Genomic DNA, 19,128 nt, shown 5'->3' with positions numbered 1-19,128 from the left:
GAACGCTGCTCTATCGATCCGGTCGCGTGGGGTGGTCGGTCGGCCGAGCGGGGCTCAGGCGCTGGCCTCCAGCAGGATGTCCGTCCAGAGCTCCTTCGGATCGGGCTCGGGATCGTGGGTGGCGAACTCGGCCGCGTCGTTGACGATCTCGCGGATCTTGGCGTCGGTGGCCTTGAGGTCTGCCTCGGAGACCCCGTGCGCCTCGATCAGGCGCTTGCGCACCATCTCGATCGGGTCGTGCTCGTCGCGCATCTTCGAGACCTCGTCCTTGGTCCGGTACTTGGCCGGGTCGGACATCGAGTGGCCGCGATAGCGGTAGGTCTGCATTTCGAGGATGAAGGGGCCCTGCCCCGACCGGGCGTGCTCCACGGCGCGCTCGGCGGCCTCGCGCACGGTGCGCACGTCCATGCCGTCGACCTGCTCGCCCGGAATGCCGAAGGAGAGGCCACGCTTCGAGAAATCGGTCTGGGCCGAGGCGCGGGCCACCGAGGTGCCCATGGCGTAGCGGTTGTTCTCGACCACGTAGACCACCGGCAGCTTCCAGAGGGCGGCCATGTTGAAGCTCTCGTAGACTTGGCCCTGGTTGGCCGCGCCGTCGCCCATATAAGTGAAGCTGACCTTGCCGTTCTTCGTGTAGGCGTCGGCGAAGGCGAGGCCGGTGCCGAGGGAAACCTGCGCCCCGACGATGCCGTGCCCGCCGAAGAACTGCTTCTCGCGCGAGAACATGTGCATCGAGCCGCCCTTGCCGCGGCTGTAGCCGCCGCGGCGGCCGGTCAGCTCGGCCATGACGCCTCTGGCTTCCATGCCGGTGGCGAGCATGTGGCCGTGGTCGCGGTATCCGGTGATGACCTGGTCGCCGTCGGTCGAGGCCATCTGCAGGCCGACCACCACGGCCTCTTGGCCGATATAGAGGTGGCAGAAGCCGCCGATGAGACCCATGCCGTAGAGCTGGCCCGCCTTCTCCTCGAAGCGGCGGATCAGGAGCATCTCCCGATAGGCGTGCAGATCCTCGTCCTTGGTGAATTGCGGGATGTTGGGAGCGGGCTGGTGCTGGGGCGCATCCACGCCTGGCGCGGCCGTGCCCACATCGCTGCCTGCTGCCATCGGCGACCTCCCGGACTTGTCTGTCGTGGAAGGGTTCTAGGGCGCGGCGCGCGGGAAAGCGAGGGTCGGAGCGCGGCCGGGGTGGCGTTCTGCCCGGTTTCGACAGCCGTCGGGCTCGCAGTGCGATCCGTGCGGAGCACAGGCCGATTTCGCCGGATTATTCAGAATGCATAATCGTGCGGGCGCTGGGCGCGCGCAGGTCAGGGGTCGATGATCACGACGTCGTTGGCGTGGACCCGGCCGAGGACGACACGGGCGCGCTCCTCCAACAGGTCGCGGTCGATCTGCTCGGAGCGCAGCAGCGAGACCCGGTGCTCCCAGGTGGCGCGCTCAGCTTTGACCGCCGCGAGCTCCTTGTTGAGGCCGTAGGCCTCGACCTTGAGGGCGCGCTTGGCCTCCATGCCGCGGTTGCCCGTCTCGGCCTGGAGCAGGAAATAGCCGCCCACCAGCGCCGACACCGTCCAAAGGACGGCGGGCACGACGACGGCTCGGACGCGGCGACGGATGACCATGGCGCCTACGATGCAGCGCCAGGGTTAACGTTTCGCGAAGTTTTTCGCGCCGGTCAGGCCGAAGCGAGCTGCTTCAGCGCCTCGCGGCCGGCGTAGCGGCCCTGCGCACCCAGGCCCTCTTCGATGCGGATCAGCTGGTTGTACTTGGCCAACCGGTCGGAACGCGCGAGCGAGCCGGTCTTGATCTGTCCGCAATTCGTCGCGACGGCCAGATCCGCGATGGTCGAGTCCTCGGTCTCGCCGGAGCGGTGCGACATCACCGCGGTGTAGCCGGCGCGCTGGGCCATATCGACGGCGGCGAGCGTCTCGGTGAGCGAGCCGATCTGGTTGACCTTCACCAGGATCGAGTTGGCCGTGCGCTCCTTGATGCCCCGCGACAGGCGCTCGACATTGGTCACGAACAGGTCGTCGCCGACGAGCTGGACCCGGTCGCCGATCTTCCGGGTGAGCAGGTTCCAGCCCTCCCAGTCGTCCTCGGACATGCCGTCCTCGATCGAGAGGATCGGGTAGGCACTCGCCAACTTGGCGAGGTAATCCACCTGCTGCTCGATGGAGCGGGTCTGGCCCTCGCCCTCGTAATGGTAGGCGCCGTTCTTGAAGAACTCGGTGGCCGCGCAATCGAGCGCCAGCACCACGTCCTGGCCCGGCTTGAAGCCGGCGGCCTGGATCGACTCCATCACGAAATCGAGGGCGGCCTCGGCCGAGGGCAGGTTCGGGGCGAAGCCGCCCTCGTCGCCGACATTGGTGTTGTGGCCGGCCTTCTTCAGCGCGCCCTTGAGCGTGTGGAAGATCTCGGCGCCCATCCGGACGGCTTCGCTGAACGAGGGCGCGCCGATCGGCATCACCATGAATTCCTGGAAGTCGATCGGGTTGTCGGCATGGGCGCCGCCGTTGACGATGTTCATCATCGGCACGGGCAGCACGCGGCCCTGGACGCCGCCGACATAGCGGTAGAGCGGCAGGCCGGCGGTCTCGGCCGCGGCCTTGGCGACGGCGAGCGAGACGCCGAGGATGGCGTTGGCGCCGAGGCGCGCCTTGTTCGGGGTGCCGTCGAGGTCGATCATCGCCTCGTCGATGGCGACCTGATCCTCGGCCTCCATGCCGCCGATGGCGTCGAGGATCTCGGTCTGCACCGCCTCCACCGCCTTGAGCACGCCCTTGCCGCCGAAGCGCGCCTTGTCGCCGTCGCGGAGCTCCACCGCCTCGTGGGCACCGGTGGAGGCGCCGGAGGGGACCGCAGCGCGGCCGAAGGAGCCGTCTTCCAGCAATACGTCCACCTCGACCGTGGGGTTGCCCCGGCTATCGAGAATCTCGCGGGCGGCGATGTTGGTGATCGCGGTCATCGAAGGTCCTTCGTCAGGCGTCGCGCGGCGCCGGGCCGGCAGGCGGCGGCAGGGTGCGACATCATCCGCGCGGCTTATCCGCCAAGCGGCAGCGCCGGGCAAGCGCCGCCGCAGTTCAAGAATTTTTTGAGACTTCGAAGTATTTTTCGCCCGTGCGGGCGCGGACGACGGTCCCCGCCCCGTCCGAGCCGGATGCGCCTCGCGCGGCTTCCCGCTATAGCGGCGGCATGAGCGACGATCTCCAGCCCGCCGGCCTGCAACTCGGCCAGTCCACCCCTCTGCCCGCCTCTCCCGAGACGGCGCAACTCGATCGGGTGCCGAACCCGCACGCCGACACCGACTATCTCGCGCGCTTCACCGCGCCCGAGTTCACCTCGCTCTGCCCGGTGACCGGCCAGCCGGATTTCGCGACACTGGTGATCGACTACGTGCCGGGCGACTGGCTCGTCGAATCGAAGTCGCTCAAGCTCTATCTCGGTGCCTTCCGCAACCACGGCGCCTTCCACGAGGATTGTACGGTGGGCATCGGCCGGCGGCTGACGGCGCTTCTCGAACCGCGCTGGCTGCGCATCGGCGGCTACTGGTACCCGCGCGGCGGCATTCCGATCGACGTGTTCTGGCAGACCGGGGAGCCGTTGAAGGGCGTCTGGCTCCCCGAGCAGGGTGTCGCAAATTATCGCGGGCGGGGCTGAGCCTTCGACCGTTTCGCCTTCCCGCAAGGGGAAAGGACACCGCTCGCCACGGACTTGCCGTTCGATCGGGGAGGGTCTCGCCTCAGTGCTGCTCGGCCAGCACGCGGACGGCGCGGGCGATCAAGCGCTCCTGCCGGTCCGTCGGTCCGTGGTGGATGACGGCAACGGCCTCCAGCATACGCTCCAGGTCGTCGCGCTCGGAGGCGTCGAGCTTTTCGCGGAGCAGAGGGGCGATGTGGTCGATCGCCGTGTCGGCGTCGGCGGCCTGCGCCGCGGCATGGCGGATATAAGCCATGCGGGCCGCGAGATCGTCGCCGGCGGGAACGATCGTGCGCATCTGCTCCTCGATCGCCGTTTCCTGCTCGGGCGTCGGCGTGCCGCGGACCAGCGCGACGAGCTGCATGAGCACCCCGGCGGCGTCGGCCGGGTTCCTGATCGCGCGCAGCGGCGCCGCCTTGAAGGCGGCCTCACTCTTCAGTCTCAGCTTCGCGTTGCGGCGGTCTCCGAGATAGCGGTCGATCTGCTCCATGCCGTTTCCGTACATGAACCAGTAGATGAGCCCCGTCATCACCGCCCCGACGACGGCTGCGATCACTGGCATTCGACACCCCCAATGTGTCCTCAGACACACGCAAGATGTCCAGAATGTCGCAGGGACGCAATCGGGTTGAGCCGGCTAAGCCTCGCACCTGCCGCGTGAAGCCGGCAAACGAAAAGGCGGCCGGTTTGCACCGGCCGCCCTTCATCGTGACGCGTGATACGGCTCAGTAGCCGTAGTAACCGCCGCCATACCCATAGGCCGGAGCGTAGCCGTAGGCCGGACGCTCATAATAGCCGTAGGCCGGGCGGCCGTAGTAGTTGCTGGCCGCGCCGGCGGCGATGGCTCCGGCCGCGAGGCCCGCGATGCCGAGGCCCACGGCAGCGCCCGTGCCGATGCCGCGACGGCCGCCATAGTAACCACGGCCGTAGCCGCCGCCGTAGTGACCGCCGTAGTAGCCGCGGCCGTAGGGGCGCGCTTCGGCGGTCGCTGCGAGCATCGGGATGGTCGAAGCCACGATGGTCGTGATGATTGCAAGTTTGCGCATAGCGTCCTTCCCACTTCGAGCTTTGTTAGGGCGGATAACGCCGAGCTTCGCACCGAGTTCCGAAGAATTCGGGGAAATCCGAAACCGCTTCCGCCGGCCCGAAGATTTTCGATGGCCTCAGGATCGCATCCGCGAAATGAACCTGTGCTGAAAGCGGAGTGACGGACGGACGGGAATCGTCGCGTTAACTACGATGCCGAATTCTTGGCCAGCCGGTCAAAGGCCTGCAACGTGGCGAGTAGCCCCGGCATCGCGTCAAGCGGCACCATGTTCGGTCCGTCCGAAGGGGCGTTGTCGGGATCCTGATGCGTCTCGATGAACAGCCCAGCGACGCCGACGGCCACGGCGGCGCGGGCCAGCACCGGCACGAACTCGCGCTGGCCGCCGGATGTCGCACCCTGCCCGCCCGGCTGCTGCACGGAATGCGTCGCGTCGAACACCACGGGTGCGCCATGGGTGACCCGGGCCATGATCGGCAGCGACCGCATATCCGAGACCAGCGTGTTGTAGCCGAACGAGGCGCCGCGCTCCGTGACCATGACGTTGGGGTTGCCGGCCCCGGTCACCTTGGCGGCGACGTGGGCCATGTCCCAGGGCGCCAGGAACTGGCCCTTCTTGACGTTGACCACCCGGCCGGTTGCGGCGGCGGCGAGCAGCAGGTCGGTCTGACGGCAGAGGAAGGCCGGGATCTGCAGCACGTCGACGACGTGCGCTGCCGCGGCACAGTGCGAGGCCTCGTGCACGTCGGTCAGCACCGGCAGGCCCAGCCGCTCCTTGATCTCGGAAAAAATCGGCAGCGCGCCCTCCAGTCCGATGCCCCGGGCGGTGCCGCCGGAGGTACGGTTGGCCTTGTCGAAGGAGGACTTGAAGACGAGGCCGATGCCGAGCCTGTCGGTCATGTCCTTCAGCGCGGCAGCGATGGTGAGGGCGTGCTCCCGGCTCTCGAGCTGGCACGGGCCGGCGATGAGCGCGAAGGGCAGATGGTTGGCGAAGGCGACGGCGCCGGCATGGACGACGGGGCCGGTGGCGGCGGAGGTCTGCGACATGGCTCTCGCTCTACTCCGCTCACGAGCGGGCGGAAAGTCCGCCCCTGCGCCTCGGCCCCCGATCCGCTGCGAGCCGGCACAGCGCCCCTTCCGAAAATCCGTCGAGCCGGTCCGTCGGCTCGCAGCGCAGCACTGCGCTGCCCGCCCTGCCCTGCTGCGGTTCGCCGGTGAGCAGCGTCTGCTGGTGCAGGTTCAGCGCCAGGGTCTCGACGCCCTCGGCATCGGCCTTCGCAAGCGTCTTCGCCGCGAGACCGATCAGCACGAAGTAAGAGCGGTTCGGCTGGCGATAGAGTGAGCGAAACACCATCCGGCGGGGCGTGCCGCAATCGAGGCTCATGCGCTCGGCATCGGCTGCGCGAAACACGACCAGAGAGCCGGTGCGGCCGGCGAGCGAAGCGCCGGTGCCGCGGATCAGCCGCGCGGTCAGTGCGTCGCAGCCGTCGGCGCGGGCCGGAGCGCCGGCGGCGAGACAGAAAATGAGGCCGGCTGCGGCGGCACGGAGGATCATGGCCGACGGTCTATCCCGCACATGGCGGAATGGCGAGACGGAGATCCTCCGAGCACCAGCCTACGGCCCCGGGTCGCTTCGCTGCGCTCGCGATGACGGGGTCGTTCCTGTCGTCGAACGGACAAAGAAATCAGTTCGTGGAGGCGGTGGTGTCGGGGTCCTGCGGCATGGCCTGGCAGGCTTCGCGCTCGTGCGAGCGCAGCACCCGGCGCAGGCGCAGGGGCCGGTCGCCGGATCCGTCGCTGAGCGTGCCGGCGAGCACGTCGGCCGCCGCAATGCCCTGGAAACGCACCGGGCCGGCCTCGCTCTCGACGGTGAAGGCGATCTCGCGGGTCCCGTCGTCGATGGACAGGACTTCGGCTGGGACCGGGGTGACGGCTGTGCCTGCCGCTGCCTCGTACAGCACGCCGTTGCCGTTGGGCGAGCGCCGCACCGTCACGCGCCGGCCTTCCAATCGGTGCGCGCTCGGATCCGTGCAGAGGTCGGCGTAGACGAAGGTGCCGGTGGTCCAGACCGGCCGCGCCGCAGCTTGGAGAGTCGCCGGCACCACGAGCAGTCCGGTCAGGATCAGGGTCGCAGCGCGCATATGGAGGCCTTTCCGGTCGGCAGACGGCGTTGCGGTGCGCCATGCAGGATTCGGGCAACTTTGTGGCGGCCGACTGCCGAACCCCGCCTGGGACCCCGCCGATGTCGCATCGATCCTTTGCTGGTTGATGTCGCGTCGCCGGGCGCGCCGCATGAAACCGCTCACGAAGCCGACGTCCAGGCCGCCCGGCCCTGCGCGTCCAGCGCCTGGAATTCGTCGTCGGTGAGGACGAGGCCGGCACCCTTCACGTTCTCGGCAAGATGCCCGGGATCGCCGGTGCCGGGGATCGGCAGCATTACCGGCGAGCGCTTCAGCAACCACGCCAACGCGACCGCCCCCGCGCTGGTGCCGCGCTGGCCCGCAATGTCGGCGAGTGCCGAACCGGTCTTCGCCAGCGTGCCCTTGTCGAGGGGTGCCCAGGGGATGAAGCCGATGCCATGCCTTTCGCAATGATCCAGAACCGCTTCACTGGTGCGGTCGACGAGGTTGAAGCGGTTCTGGACCGTCGCGACCGGAAAATACGTCCGGGCCGCTTCGATCTCCGCGACCGACACCTCGGAGAGGCCGACATGGCGGATCAGGCCCTCCTCGCGCATCGCCGCGATCACCTCGAACTGGCGCTCGCGCGGGACGTCCGGGCCGATGCGGTGCAGCTGCCAGAGGTCGATGCGGTCGACCCCAAGCCGGCGCAGGCTCATCAGCACGCATTGGCGAAGGTAATCGGGGTGGCCCACCGGCCGCCAGATGTCCGGCCCATGCCGGGTCAGGCCGCCCTTGGTGGCGACGACGAGACCGTCATAGGGGTGAAGCACCTCGCGGATCAGGTCTTCGCTGACGAAGGGGCCGTAGCTGTCTGCGCTGTCGATCAGGTCGATGCCGAGTTCGGGCACCCGCCTCAGCGTGGCTTTCGCCTTGTCCCGATCGGCCGGCTCTCCCCAGATGCCGGGGCCGGTGACGCGCATGGCGCCGAAGCCGAGGCGGTGAACGGTGAGATCGCCGCCGATGGCGAAGGTGCCCGATAGGTGTGCGCTGCTCATGCCCGTTCCGTTCGTCGTGTCACAGGCACAACAAAGTTCGGGGCATCCGGTTCGGCTGGCCGTACCCCCAACGGTTTTCAGGTCGCATGCCGCCCTCACTCCGAACCGATCTCTTCATCGATCGGGAAGGCGATCCAGCGGCTTCAAGGTGATGAACCTTCCGATATCGCTCGGGCCGTCGAAGTCGATTTGCCAGACGGTTCGCACGTTCGGATTGGTGCCGTCCGGCGACGCGATGCGACCTTCGTAATGGAACTTGCGGCCATGCGGGGCGGCATAGGCCTTAATGAGTGTGGCCCCGGCCGGATGCAGGTTGATCGCCTGCAGGAGCTTCAGCGGATCGCCGACGGTGAAGCCGAAGGCCATCAGGAACTTGGCCCGGCCCTTGTTGTCTTCGTGGCTGGGGTTCAACAGAAACTCGGTGACCTTGCCGAGCTCGGTTGCGAAGAGTCGCGGATTGGCCAGATCGCCGGTCAAGATCCAGCGCGGCGGACGAGCCGCAGCAGATCCGGTTCGATCGTCGCCAGGGTCTCCAAAGGCTCGGTGAACTCGACTTCGAAGGCGAGCCCCCTGCCCCAGACCGCGACCACCGTGCCGGTCGAGCCCTTCGGAACCACGGCGTCTTCACCGAGCGCGTCCGCCAGCAGCTGGACGCGGTCCAGCTCGTCGAAAGCAGGCTCCCGGCGAACTTCGGCAGGGCGGCCTGACACCACGTATGTCATGATGCGATCGGACATTTTCGTATCATCGTTTTCGCTCGACCGTGTGGCAACCGGCTTTCTCGCATGGATCGGCGCGATGGCCGCTCTCCCACGCGCGCAACAAAATGACGCCGGCTTCTCTGTGAAGCCGGCGCCGAGTCGGAGGGAATCGACGAGATGACGGCGCGGGCGAACCCGCGCTCGGGAGTACGGCCGAACTCAGCCGCTTTTCGACAGCGAGACCGCGACGAAGCGGGTCACGCCCTTCGAATTCTTGACGCGCATCAGCACCGCCTTGCGTCCGTTGGACTCGGCCGTGCGGATCTGCGCGGCGACGTCGGCAGGGCTCGAGACGTTGGTGCCGGCAACATCCAGGATCACGTCGCCCTGCTCGATGCCCTTGGCCGCAGCCGGACCTTCGGGATCGACCCGCACCACGGCGACGCCGCTGGTGCCGAGGCCGACCTCGTCCGCCGGTGCGAGGCCGAGGCCGAGGCGCGGCTGGCCGCTGTTCGAGAGGCCGCCGTCATCGTCGTTGCGGGCAGCCTTGATGTCGGTCGGCAGGGTGCCGAGTTCGACCGTGGCGACGTCGCTCTTGCCGTTGCGGAGATAGGCGAGCTCGACCTTCGTTCCGGGCTTGAGGCCGGCGATCTTGCGCGACAGCTCCTTGGCGTCGTCGATCGGCTTGCCGTCGACCTTTTCGATGACGTCGCCGGTCTTGAGCCCGGCCTTGGAGGCCGGGGTGCCGCTCTCGGTGGAATTCACCAATGCGCCCCTGGCCTTCTGGAGCCCGAGGCTGTCGGCGATGTCCTGCGTCACCGGCTGGATCTGCACGCCGAGATAGCCGCGCACCACCTTGCCGTCGGTGCGAAGCTGGTCGACCACCGCCTGCACGGTCTCGGCGGGGATCGCGAAGGCGAGGCCGACGCTGCCGCCCGACGGCGAGGCGATCGCCGTGTTCACGCCGACGACCTCGCCGTTGACGTTGAAGTCCGGGCCGCCCGAATTGCCCTTGTTGATCGGCGCGTCGATCTGCAGGAAGTCGTCGTAGGGGCCGGCGCCGATGTCGCGGCCGCGGGCCGAGACGATGCCGGCGGTGACGGTGCCGCCGAGGCCGAACGGGTTGCCGATCGCCACGACCCAGTCGCCGACCTGCGGCGCGGACTTGCCGAACTGGACGTAGGGGTAGGAGCCGGCATCCTGGATCTTCAGGAGGGCGATGTCGGTCTTCGGATCGGTGCCGATCACCTTGGCGTCGAGGGTGCGGTTGTCGTCGAGGGTGACCTGGACGCTCTTGGCCTTGCTCACCACGTGGTTGTTGGTGACGACGTAGCCGTCGGCCGAAATGATGAAGCCTGAGCCGACGGCGCCGCGCTGGCCCTGACGCTGCGGCGACCCGTTCTGGCCCTGCTGACCTTGCTGGCCACCATTCGGGCCGCCCTGCCCGAAGCGCTTGAAGAACTCGCGCAGCTGCGGGGGCACCTGCTGCATGTTCGGGCGGCCCGGGCCGTCGTCGTCGTCGTCCGTGGCGTCGTCGTTGAGCTTCACCTTCACGGCGACGACCGCGGGCTTCACCTTGTTGACGATGCCGGCGAACGAGCCCGGCGGATGCTCCGGCGCCTCGATCGGGGTCTTCGGCAGGGCCTGGGCCAGGGCCTGCGTCGTGGGGGCGATGGAGCCGATGCCGGCCGCGCCGCCTGCGACGAGGGCGGCGGCTGCGACGGACGCGAGGGCGCGGCGACGGAAGGTCGATGTCATGGAACTCTCCGGAAACGGTCGTGCTGTCGCCGCGAGGGGCGGAGCGTGTTTCCGGTGATAGGGGCCGCAGCCTGACCCGGTCGTGGCGCCGGCATTACGGTTTCGTCATGCGACGCGGATGGAGCCGTGAGCGGGCGGGCTCAATTTGGTCGCGATCGGACCCGATAGCGAAGGCCGCAACGGAGCGGTCGACGGCCTGCCATGCAAATCGAAGTCCCTTCGCTCGGGTCGCGGTCCATCTTCTCGAAGGCCGAGCGGATCGACTCGTATCTGCGCGTGCTCAACGCATTGATGCTGCGCGACATGCGCACCCGCTTCGCCGGCTCCTACTGGGGCTATCTGGTCCAGGTGCTCTGGCCGGTGGCGCACATGTTCATCATCGCCTGTGCCATGACATTTCGCCATGTGCCGCCGCCCTTCGGTGACAGTACGATGGTCTTCGCGGCAACGGGCGCCATTCCCGCGCTCGCTTTTCAGTACATCTCCCGTGAAATCATGAAGGGCATTCTGACGAACAAGCCGCTGACCTACTATCCTCAGGTCAGGACGCTCGACGTCATGTTTTCCCGCGTGCTGGTCGAGATCGTCAGCAGCTTCCTGGGCGTCATGCTGATTTTCTCCGTGTTGATGGCGTTCGGGCTCAATCCGATCCCGATCGATCCGGTCACGGCAATCTGCGGTTATCTGTGCGCCATCGCTCTCGGCATTGGAGCCGGAACGATCAACGTCGCGATCGTTCAGGTGTTTCCGGGCTGGATGCTGGGCTATATCGGGATCGGCATCCTGCTCTACATGGCGAGCGGCGTCTTGTTCATGCCTAGCGAATTGCCGGAGCAGATCTATGACTACATGAAATGGAACCCGGTGCTCCAACTCGTCGAATGGGTCCGGCTGGGCTACGATCCGAGCCTGCCGATCACGATCGACTACGTGTACCTGTTCCTGTGGGTGTTCTGCACGCTCACGCTCGGCCTGACCCTCGAGCGCACGATCGGACGCCGCGGCGGCGCCTGAGCCGGCTTCTCCCGGCCCGGTCGTCGGGAGTTCCCGGTCTCCTGTGACGGCCGCCGCTTCGTGGACCGGCATGCCCGGATGGCGCGATAGACGGGCGATGTCGCGTCAGCTCGGGCGGCCCCGCCTCCGGATGACGGGCCGAGATCCGCTTCGCCGGACGCGCTTCTTCCGGATGGCCGAGGCCGGTCGTCATGGGAGTTAAGAATGCTCCGGGATACCGCCCTCGGCTCCCTGCGGCCGCCCTCTCCCTCGCCTTCACCGGCAAACCGCCGGCACAATCGAAAACACCCTCGGACCGGTTTCCGGTCCGAGGGTGTCGATGTCGCCCGGACGGCCCCTTGCGGGACCGCCGGGAGGTCGGTGGCGATAGGTCCTAGTACGAGCCGAACTTGTAGTTGATGCCGGCGCGGACGACGGCGAACTCGGTGTCCTGGCGGCGGACGGCGCCGGAGAGCAGGACGCCGTTGCCGGCGGCGAGGCTGGCGACGCCGCCCGGGCCGACCGCGAAGGCGCCGGTGTTGCGGTTGCCGCCGCGATCGAGATTCACGTAGAGGCCTTCGACCTTCAGCGTCACGGCCGAGGACTTGAAGAAGTTAACGAACGAGTCGGTGGGCAGCGCGTACTCGATGCCGCCGCCGACGGCGTAGCCGGTCTGGAAGTCGCTGGTGGACGAATCCGGCAGGCCGAACTCGCGGCCGCCGCCGGCGCCGTAGGCGAAGCCGCCGGTGCCGTACACGAGGGTGCGGTCGAAGGCGTAGCCGAGTCGACCGCGGACGGTGCCGAAGTAGTCGAGGCCCGACAGGCCGTTCGGGTTGAACACGGTCACGCCGGCGCCCGGTGCGGTGCCGATGCTGGTGGCGAAGCGGTTCCGGTCACGGCCGAAATCGGCGTACTGGGCGTCGGCCTCGACACCGATCACGAAGCCCGAGCCCGGCGTGAACTGATAGTTGTAGCCGATCTGGCCACCGCCGACGAAGCCGTCGGTGCGGTTGCTGTTGCCGAAGGCGATCGCGCCGGTGGCGGGGGCGCCGGCAGCGTTCACGAGCACGCCGTTGGCGGGGACGCCGATCACGGTCGCCTGCTGGTTGTCCTTCGTGCCGAACCCGTAGCCGGCATTGAAACCGGCATAGAAGCCCGTCCAGGTGAAGACCGGAACCGGCGTGAAGATCGGCGGTGCGGCGACGCGGCGGGGAAGGTCGGCGGCCGATGCGACGGCCGTCATGCCGGCGAGGACGGTCGAGGCGAGGAGCAGTTTTTTCATTCGGTGCAAGGTCCTGATTGGCGATAGCCGGCGAGCTTCTAGCCCCGGTCCCGTCGGAAGGTCTGTCGCTTTCCTGCAACAAGCCGCTCAGATGCACCCGGTCTCGTCAAGGAAAGGTAAAGGTTAGCCCCTCCCCGCCGAGAGGATTCGTCGCAGGTGATTTTTCGCACATGGCCCGATCTGGAAGATCATCGCCGCCGTTTCATCGGCGACATGTTGAGTACCGTCTGCTGCTGCGTCGAAAGGATGCGGCTCGATCGTTCCGCTCTGCCGTTTTTGTGGATTTATACTGCCCCTCGCGTAGTGGGCGGTGAGATGATCATGATCATCCGTCCCAAAAAGGACAGCTTTCGGCTTCCTTGCGTCAGGCTGCGTTAACCGCGTTCGCCGAAGATGCCGGCGTGCTCCCCATGTCGGGCGCTCGCGAACGGTGCCCCTCGATGTCCTTGGATCTTTCCGGTTCGCACCCGCTGCGCGGCTTTCTCGTCTCGACGGCCGTTGTCGCCCTCGTGGCCGGCGTCGGTGCGTTCGGGCTGGTCCATCACCTCGCCCGGACCGTGGCGGCGCCGGGAGCCCGGTATGCGGCGCTGCCGCCCGGCATCGTCGATCCGGAGGTTACCGGCGCGATCGGCACGACGGCCCGCAGCATCATGCTCGACCCCTGCAACGGCCGTGAGCGGCTGGTCGTCCGCGGCCCCTGAAAGCAGCGGGAAGGGCATCCCGAACGGGTACGGCCGTCGCGCGCAGATTGACAAGCCACTGCAAGCCTCTAAACGTCGCGCACGCTCGCACCCTCGGCGGAGCGAGGATGGTGCGCGGCCGGACCATGGCTGCGGTGCACGACCGGATGTTTCCGCCGCGACGCGAGCCCGATCGGCCCGAACAGGGATCCGCGGGACGATTCCCGCGGATCCCTGTTCGGGTCTCTTGATTTCGCATCATTCGCCTTGGCGAGATTCGTCCCGGTGAGCCGACGCCGCGTCGCGCCGATGATGCCGAAGACCTCGCGCGGACGGTCTCCCAACGATCATGTCATTTGCCGATCTCGGACTGAGCGACAAGGTCCTCGCGGCCGTCGCCGCCGCCGGATACACCGAGCCGACGCCGATCCAGGCGAACGCGATCCCCCATGTGCTCGCGCGCCGCGACGTGCTCGGCATCGCCCAGACCGGCACCGGCAAGACGGCGGCCTTCACGCTGCCGATGCTCACCATGCTGGAGAACGGCCGCGCCCGCGCCCGGATGCCGCGTACGCTGATCCTCGAACCGACTCGTGAACTCGCGGCGCAGGTCGTGGAGAACTTCGAGCGCTACGGCACCAACCACAAGCTCAACGTGGCCCTGATCATCGGCGGCGTCTCCTTCGGCGACCAGGACGCCAAGCTGATGCGCGGCACCGACGTGCTGATCGCCACGCCCGGCCGCCTGCTCGACCATTTCGAGCGCGGCAAGCTCCTGCTCACCGGCGTCGAGCTCCTCGTCATCGACGAGGCCGACCGCATGCTCGACATGGGCTTCATCCCCGACATCGAGCGCATCGTGAAGATGGTGCCGTTCACGCGCCAGACGCTGTTCTTCTCGGCGACCATGCCGCCGGAGATCGAGCGCCTCGCCGACATGTTCCTGTCGAACCCGCAGCGGGTCGAGGTCAGCCGGCCGGCCTCCGCCGCGACGACGATCGAGCAGCGCCTCGTGGCCACGGGCTCGGAGGCAGCCGCCAAGCGCGAGACCCTGCGCCGCCTGATGCGCGACGCCAAGGAACTCCAGAACGGCCTCGTCTTCTGCAATCGCAAGCGCGACGTGGCGCTGCTGCAGAAGTCGCTGGCGAGCCACGGCTTCAACGTCGCGGCTTTGCACGGCGACATGGATCAGCGCGCCCGCACCCTCGCCCTCGAAGGCTTCCGCTCCGGCGAGGTGCCGCTGCTCGTCGCCTCCGACGTCGCCGCGCGCGGCCTCGACATTCCGGCCGTGAGCCACGTCTTCAACTTCGACGTGCCGCACCACGCCGAGGACTACGTCCACCGCATCGGCCGCACCGGCCGCGCCGGCCGCTCGGGCCATGCCTTCACCCTGATCGGACGCGGCGACGAGCGCTCGCTCGCCGCGATCGAGAGCCTGATCGGCCAGCCGATTCCCTGGCTCGACGGCGACCTCGCCTCGGTCACCGGGGGCGAGGGGGAGTCCGAAGAGGGCCGCCCGCGCCGCCGCGGCAGCCGGAGCGGCAGCCCGTCGCGCAGCGAACCGGCCGCCGAGGCCCGCAACGAGCCCCGCGCCGAGGGCTCACGCCGCCCCAGGAGTGACGAGACCCGCTCCGAAACCCGCGTCCGCGGCCGCCGTCCCCGGTCCGTGGAGGCCGCACCGGCGGAGGAGCCGGCCGCCGAGCGTGCTGCGCCGCCGCCTCGCCGGGCCGTCGAACGTACGGAGCGACCGCCGGCCGAGCGCCCGCGGGAGCGCGAGAGCCGGCGTCCTACGCCTCGGCGCGACGAGGACGGCGACACGCCGGTAGGCCTGGGCTCGCATGTGCCGGCCTTCCTGATGCGGCCCGTGCCGCCCAAGAAGGACTGATCCGGTCCCTCGACGCCCCGTTCGGACATCGTCGAGAGGCGATCGGCGTCTTTCTGCCGCTACCTTAACCTGGCGGCTACGATCCATCGGGCATGATCGTCGCACGGTGGATCGGATAGGTCGAATGAGCGGCGCGGGTCATGAGGATCGCGAGCGGAGCTTCGTCATCGCGCAACGCGCGAACGAGCTGATGCGCGACTACGGCTCGTCGGCGAGCCCGCAGGCCTATGCAGTCTGGTACACGTACGTGTCCGGCCGGCAGCCCCAGATGAACGAGGCCATCAAGCGCCTGACGACGAAGAGCGGCACGCTCTCCGACGACGACATCGCCGAGCTCTACGAGGCCCATATCGATCGTCGCCAGATCGAGGGTGAACTCGACCGCCACAATGCCGGTCTGATCTCCGAGGTGCAGAGCATCATGGAGATGATCGACCTGTCCCTCGGCTCGACCGCCGAGTACGGGGCGTCGCTCCAGGCCATCTCCCGGGATCTCCACGACACGACGCCGAACCGGCTCAAGGACATCGTCGCCACGTTGATCGTCAACACGCGCGACGTGTCGGCCAGCAACCGGACCCTCGAAGCGCATATGCGCGAGAGCCGTCGCGAGATCGAAGCGCTGCGCGAGACGCTTGCCGCCGCCCGGCTCGAGAGCCTGACCGACCCGCTGACCGGCCTGTCGAACCGCAAGCATTTCGAGGAGATGTTGCGCAACGAGATCGACGAGGGCGCCAGGTCGCCGCGCCCGTCCAGCCTGATCCTGATCGATATCGACTTCTTCAAGCGCTTCAACGACCAGTTCGGCCACCTGACCGGCGATCAGGTCCTGCGGCTCGTGGCGATCGTGATGCGGGAGACCGTCGCGTCGGGGGGGACCCTTTCGCGCTTCGGCGGCGAGGAATTCGGCATCCTGCTGCCCGGTATCGGCCGCGAGGCCGCCCGCGTCATCGCAGAAACGGTGCGGACCACCATCATGGGCCGCGAACTCGTGAAGCGCGCGACCGGCGAGTCGCTCGGAAAGGTCACGATCTCGCTCGGCGTCGCACAGAGGTGCTCCGACGACACCATCGTGTCGTTCATCGAGCGGGCCGATTCCTGCCTCTATGCCGGAAAGCGTATGGGCCGGAACCGTACGGTCGACGACGCCGAGATGTCGGCATTGCCCGAGGTCGCCTGACGCGGATCCGAACTGAGGTCTTCGAGGCTGACGCCACGAGGAACGCCAGCTCCTACCGTCGCGACCTGCGATCGTCGAAAGCAGGTCGCCCGACGGGACTCGACCTATCGGTTCAGGCTGACATTCCGGCGGCGGCGAGCCTGTCCGGCGTCGCGGGTGTGATGGCGATCGACTCGCCGCAGCCGCAGGCCGAGGTCTGGTTCGGGTTGTTGAACACGAACTGCGACGACAGCTTGTCGGTCTTGAAATCCATCTCGGTGCCGAGCAGGAACAGCACCGCCTTGGGATCGATGAAAACGGTCACGCCGTTCACCTCGACCATGTCCTCGCCGGCATTGCGGCCTTCGGCATATTCCATCGTGTAGGCCATGCCGGCGCAGCCGCCGTTGCGCACGCCGACGCGCAACCCCGCGATCGGCCTGTCCGCGTCGGCCATGATCGCCTTGAGCCGGTCCGCGGCGCGGTCGGTCAGCGAGATCACCTTGAAACCTGACATCGTTCTCTCCTGCGGCAGGGTTTAAGGCCCGGGCGGGTGAGGGGAATTGTGCGCTAGGCCAAGATAAGCATTCGCCGATTGCTGGTCCAGCGCAGCGCTGCCACGCGCGAAGCCAGCAGCTACCACATATCCAGCGCCACGCGCGCCTCGTCCGACATCCGGCTCTGGTCCCACGGCGGGTCGAACACCATCGTCACGTCGCAGGACTGGACGCCCGGCACCTTCGAGACCGCGTCCTCGACCCATCCGGGCATCTCGCCGGCCACGGGACAGCCCGGAGCGGTCAGGGTCATGTCGATGGCGACTTTGCGGTCGTCGGCGATGTCGACCTTGTAGATCAGGCCGAGCTCGTAGATGTCGGCCGGGATCTCGGGATCGTAGACGGACTTCAGCGCCGCGACGATGTCGTCGGTCAGCCGGTCGAGCTCCTCCGGCGGGATCGCGGAGGTCGCCGCGACGGCCGGCGTGTTGTTGCCGCCGGTGATGGCTGCGTCGGTGCTCATGATGACTCTCCTCCGGTGCGGCCCGCGCCGCGACGGACAATCCGAAAACTCAGGCGAACAGCATCTCGGCCTTGGCGAGCGCGTCCGCAAGCGCGTCGATCTCGGCCTTGGTATTATACAATCCGAACGAAGCGCGGCAGGTCGAGGTCGCGCCGAAGCGGTTGAGAAGCGGCATCGCGCAATGCGTGCCGGCCCGGATCGCGATGCCCTGGCGGTCGATCACGGTGGCGATGTCGTGGGCGTGCGTGCCCTTCATCTCGAAGGCGACGACGCCGCCCTTGTCTCGGGCCGTGCCGATCAGCCGGATCGCGTTCATCGCCCCGAGGCGCTCCTGCGCATAGGCGGTCAGCGCGTCCTCGTGCGCACTGATCGCCTCGCGGCCGACGCCCATCATGAATTCCAGGGCGGCGCCCAAGCCCACCGCCTCGATGATCGCCGGCGTGCCGGCCTCGAACCGGTGCGGCGGGTCGTTGTAGGTGATGGTGTCCTCGGAGACGGTCCGGATCATCTCGCCGCCGCCCTGATAGGGGGGCAGCCGGTCCAGCCATTCCTTCTTGCCGTAGAGCACGCCGATACCGGTCGGGCCGTAGACCTTGTGGCCTGTGAAGACGAAGAAGTCGCAGTCGAGCGCCTGCACGTCGATCGCGCGATGCACCGCACTCTGCGCCCCGTCGAGCAGCACGGGTACGCCATGGCCATGGGCGATGCGGATGATCTCCTCGGCCGGCGTCACCGTGCCGAGCACGTTCGACATGTGCGTGATTGCGACCATTTTCGTACGTGGGCTGAAGAGCTTTTCGTATTCCTCGACGAGGAAGTTGCCCGCGTCGTCCACGGGAGCCCACTTGATGACGGCCCCGTAGCGCTCGCGCAAAAAGTGCCAGGGCACGATGTTGGAGTGGTGCTCCATGATCGAGAGGATGATCTCGTCGCCCTCCCCGATCAGGCCGCCGCGATGCATCGACGACGCGACGAGGTTGTAGGCCTCGGTGGCGTTGCGGGTGAAGACGATCTCGTCGGTGGAGCTGGCGTTGAGGAACTGGCGCGTGGTCTCGCGCGCGCCCTCGAAGCCTTCGGTTGCCGCGTTCGCCATGTAGTGCAGGCCGCGATGCACGTTGGCATAGGCGCCCTCCATGCAGCCGACCATGGCGTCGATCACCGCCCGCGGTTTTTGCGCGGAGGCGGCGTTGTCGAGATAGACCAGGGGCTTGCCATAGACCTGCTTCGCCAGGATCGGGAATTCCTTGCGGATCGCCTCGACGTCGTAGCCCGGCTGGCGGATGGGTGCGTTCATCAGGTTGCGCTCGCGCGAAACCCTCCCCCCTCTGCGGGGGAGGGTGCCTCGCGGAGCGAGGCGGGAGAGGGGAAACCCCGGTCCTCGATGGCCGTGCCGATGGCAGTCATCACTGCATCGAGGTTGCCGAGGACGAGATCGTTCGGAAATCGCAGGATCAGGAAGCCTTGGCTGGTCAACCAAGCGTCCCGGGCTGCATCGTGATTCTTTCGCTCTTCCGTCTCATGAAGCTCGCCATCGAGTTCCACGATCAGGCGCGCCGACGCGCAGAAGAAGTCGGCGATGTAGGGCGCTATGGGAACCTGACGCTTGAACTTGACGCTGCGGAACCGGCCACCGCGAACCTGTTCCCAGAAAAGGGCCTCGGCGCGCGGCATGTCCCGCCTCTGACCGCGGGCGAAGTCACGCAGACGGGGCGTCACTTCGTTCAGCTTTGGACGATC

General features: G+C 67.7%; 22 protein-coding genes. 5 read left to right on the top strand and 17 right to left on the bottom strand.

Translation table 11 applies throughout. The annotated features are described in order from the left end of the window. Window positions 1-54: 54 nt before the first annotated feature. From pdhA to eno, 3 genes are all read right to left on the bottom strand, one after another. Window positions 55-1,104 (bottom strand): pyruvate dehydrogenase (acetyl-transferring) E1 component subunit alpha, encoded by a 1,050-nt coding sequence (gene pdhA, locus MFF07_RS11315; protein ID WP_147817749.1) that lies wholly within the window; start codon window positions 1,102-1,104, stop codon window positions 55-57. Window positions 1,105-1,304: 200 nt separating this feature from the next. Next, a complete protein-coding gene (locus MFF07_RS11310; RefSeq protein WP_147817748.1) occupies window positions 1,305-1,616 on the bottom strand; it encodes an FtsB family cell division protein in 312 nt (103 codons plus the stop codon). 53 nt (window positions 1,617-1,669) lie between these two features. Continuing rightward, window positions 1,670-2,959 carry a phosphopyruvate hydratase gene (gene eno, locus MFF07_RS11305; RefSeq protein ID WP_147817747.1) on the bottom strand — a complete coding sequence of 430 codons (1,290 nt, stop codon included), beginning with the start codon at window positions 2,957-2,959 and terminating at the stop codon, window positions 1,670-1,672. Between the two features lie 227 nt (window positions 2,960-3,186). Here eno and queF point away from each other — a divergent pair, with 227 nt between their 5' ends. Next, window positions 3,187-3,651, top strand: a complete 465-nt coding sequence (gene queF, locus MFF07_RS11300) for a preQ(1) synthase (protein ID WP_147817746.1) — start codon at window positions 3,187-3,189, stop codon at window positions 3,649-3,651. A gap of 82 nt (window positions 3,652-3,733) precedes the next feature. Here queF and MFF07_RS11295 read toward each other — a convergent pair whose 3' ends face one another. The 9 genes from MFF07_RS11295 to MFF07_RS11255 form a co-directional block, all read right to left on the bottom strand. Continuing rightward, window positions 3,734-4,252, bottom strand: coding sequence for a hypothetical protein (locus MFF07_RS11295; protein WP_238231927.1), 519 nt, complete (start codon window positions 4,250-4,252; stop codon window positions 3,734-3,736). A gap of 163 nt (window positions 4,253-4,415) precedes the next feature. Then, window positions 4,416-4,736 (bottom strand): hypothetical protein, encoded by a 321-nt coding sequence (locus MFF07_RS11290; RefSeq protein WP_238231925.1) that lies wholly within the window; start codon window positions 4,734-4,736, stop codon window positions 4,416-4,418. A gap of 188 nt (window positions 4,737-4,924) precedes the next feature. Then, the gene (gene kdsA, locus MFF07_RS11285; protein WP_147817743.1) at window positions 4,925-5,782 is read right to left on the bottom strand and encodes a 3-deoxy-8-phosphooctulonate synthase; all 858 of its coding nucleotides are present in this window, start codon (window positions 5,780-5,782) and stop codon (window positions 4,925-4,927) included. Between the two features lie 19 nt (window positions 5,783-5,801). After that, window positions 5,802-6,290 (bottom strand): hypothetical protein, encoded by a 489-nt coding sequence (locus MFF07_RS11280; protein ID WP_238231923.1) that lies wholly within the window; start codon window positions 6,288-6,290, stop codon window positions 5,802-5,804. Between the two features lie 130 nt (window positions 6,291-6,420). Beyond that, a complete protein-coding gene (locus MFF07_RS11275) occupies window positions 6,421-6,876 on the bottom strand; it encodes a hypothetical protein (RefSeq protein WP_147817741.1) in 456 nt (151 codons plus the stop codon). A gap of 161 nt (window positions 6,877-7,037) precedes the next feature. Further along, window positions 7,038-7,913, bottom strand: coding sequence for an aldo/keto reductase (locus MFF07_RS11270; protein WP_238231921.1), 876 nt, complete (start codon window positions 7,911-7,913; stop codon window positions 7,038-7,040). A gap of 114 nt (window positions 7,914-8,027) precedes the next feature. Next, window positions 8,028-8,390 (bottom strand): DUF6883 domain-containing protein, encoded by a 363-nt coding sequence (locus MFF07_RS11265; RefSeq protein WP_147817739.1) that lies wholly within the window; start codon window positions 8,388-8,390, stop codon window positions 8,028-8,030. Continuing rightward, a complete protein-coding gene (locus tag MFF07_RS11260; protein ID WP_238231919.1) occupies window positions 8,387-8,650 on the bottom strand; it encodes a DUF4926 domain-containing protein in 264 nt (87 codons plus the stop codon). The genes MFF07_RS11265 and MFF07_RS11260 overlap by 4 nt, the downstream gene beginning before the upstream one ends. Before the next feature lie 183 nt (window positions 8,651-8,833). Beyond that, window positions 8,834-10,372, bottom strand: a complete 1,539-nt coding sequence (locus tag MFF07_RS11255) for a Do family serine endopeptidase (RefSeq protein ID WP_147817738.1) — start codon at window positions 10,370-10,372, stop codon at window positions 8,834-8,836. A gap of 201 nt (window positions 10,373-10,573) precedes the next feature. Between MFF07_RS11255 and MFF07_RS11250 the strand changes: the two genes are divergently transcribed. Further along, window positions 10,574-11,386, top strand: a complete 813-nt coding sequence (locus MFF07_RS11250) for an ABC transporter permease (protein WP_147817737.1) — start codon at window positions 10,574-10,576, stop codon at window positions 11,384-11,386. Between the two features lie 373 nt (window positions 11,387-11,759). Here MFF07_RS11250 and MFF07_RS11245 read toward each other — a convergent pair whose 3' ends face one another. Continuing rightward, a complete protein-coding gene (locus MFF07_RS11245) occupies window positions 11,760-12,647 on the bottom strand; it encodes an outer membrane protein (protein ID WP_147817736.1) in 888 nt (295 codons plus the stop codon). Window positions 12,648-13,087: 440 nt separating this feature from the next. Here MFF07_RS11245 and MFF07_RS11240 point away from each other — a divergent pair, with 440 nt between their 5' ends. The 3 genes from MFF07_RS11240 to MFF07_RS11230 all read left to right on the top strand — a co-directional run bounded on the left by MFF07_RS11240 (window position 13,088) and on the right by MFF07_RS11230 (window position 16,392). After that, entirely contained in the window at window positions 13,088-13,348 is a 261-nt protein-coding gene (locus MFF07_RS11240) for a hypothetical protein (protein ID WP_147817735.1), read from the top strand. Window positions 13,349-13,676: 328 nt separating this feature from the next. Beyond that, entirely contained in the window at window positions 13,677-15,212 is a 1,536-nt protein-coding gene (locus tag MFF07_RS11235) for a DEAD/DEAH box helicase (protein ID WP_238231917.1), read from the top strand. A 124-nt stretch (window positions 15,213-15,336) separates the two neighbouring features. Then, the gene (locus MFF07_RS11230) at window positions 15,337-16,392 is read left to right on the top strand and encodes a GGDEF domain-containing protein (RefSeq protein WP_147820423.1); all 1,056 of its coding nucleotides are present in this window, start codon (window positions 15,337-15,339) and stop codon (window positions 16,390-16,392) included. Between the two features lie 112 nt (window positions 16,393-16,504). Here the strand turns inward: MFF07_RS11230 and MFF07_RS11225 are convergent, their stop codons facing one another. The 4 genes from MFF07_RS11225 to MFF07_RS11210 all read right to left on the bottom strand — a co-directional run bounded on the left by MFF07_RS11225 (window position 16,505) and on the right by MFF07_RS11210 (window position 19,062). Continuing rightward, window positions 16,505-16,888: a HesB/IscA family protein gene (locus MFF07_RS11225; RefSeq protein ID WP_147820421.1), complete on the bottom strand. Its 384-nt coding sequence runs from the start codon at window positions 16,886-16,888 to the stop codon at window positions 16,505-16,507. 119 nt (window positions 16,889-17,007) lie between these two features. Continuing rightward, the gene (locus MFF07_RS11220) at window positions 17,008-17,391 is read right to left on the bottom strand and encodes an SUF system Fe-S cluster assembly protein (RefSeq protein ID WP_147820419.1); all 384 of its coding nucleotides are present in this window, start codon (window positions 17,389-17,391) and stop codon (window positions 17,008-17,010) included. Between the two features lie 49 nt (window positions 17,392-17,440). After that, the gene (locus MFF07_RS11215; protein ID WP_147820417.1) at window positions 17,441-18,685 is read right to left on the bottom strand and encodes a cysteine desulfurase; all 1,245 of its coding nucleotides are present in this window, start codon (window positions 18,683-18,685) and stop codon (window positions 17,441-17,443) included. Then, window positions 18,685-19,062 carry an endonuclease domain-containing protein gene (locus MFF07_RS11210; protein ID WP_238231914.1) on the bottom strand — a complete coding sequence of 126 codons (378 nt, stop codon included), beginning with the start codon at window positions 19,060-19,062 and terminating at the stop codon, window positions 18,685-18,687. Before MFF07_RS11210 ends, MFF07_RS11215 begins: the two co-directional genes overlap by 1 nt. Window positions 19,063-19,128 lie beyond the last annotated feature (66 nt).

This window comes from Methylobacterium thuringiense (assembly GCF_022179645.1).
Lineage (GTDB): Bacteria > Pseudomonadota > Alphaproteobacteria > Rhizobiales > Beijerinckiaceae > Methylobacterium > Methylobacterium thuringiense.
This window is presented reverse-complemented; position numbering and strand designations above follow the sequence as displayed.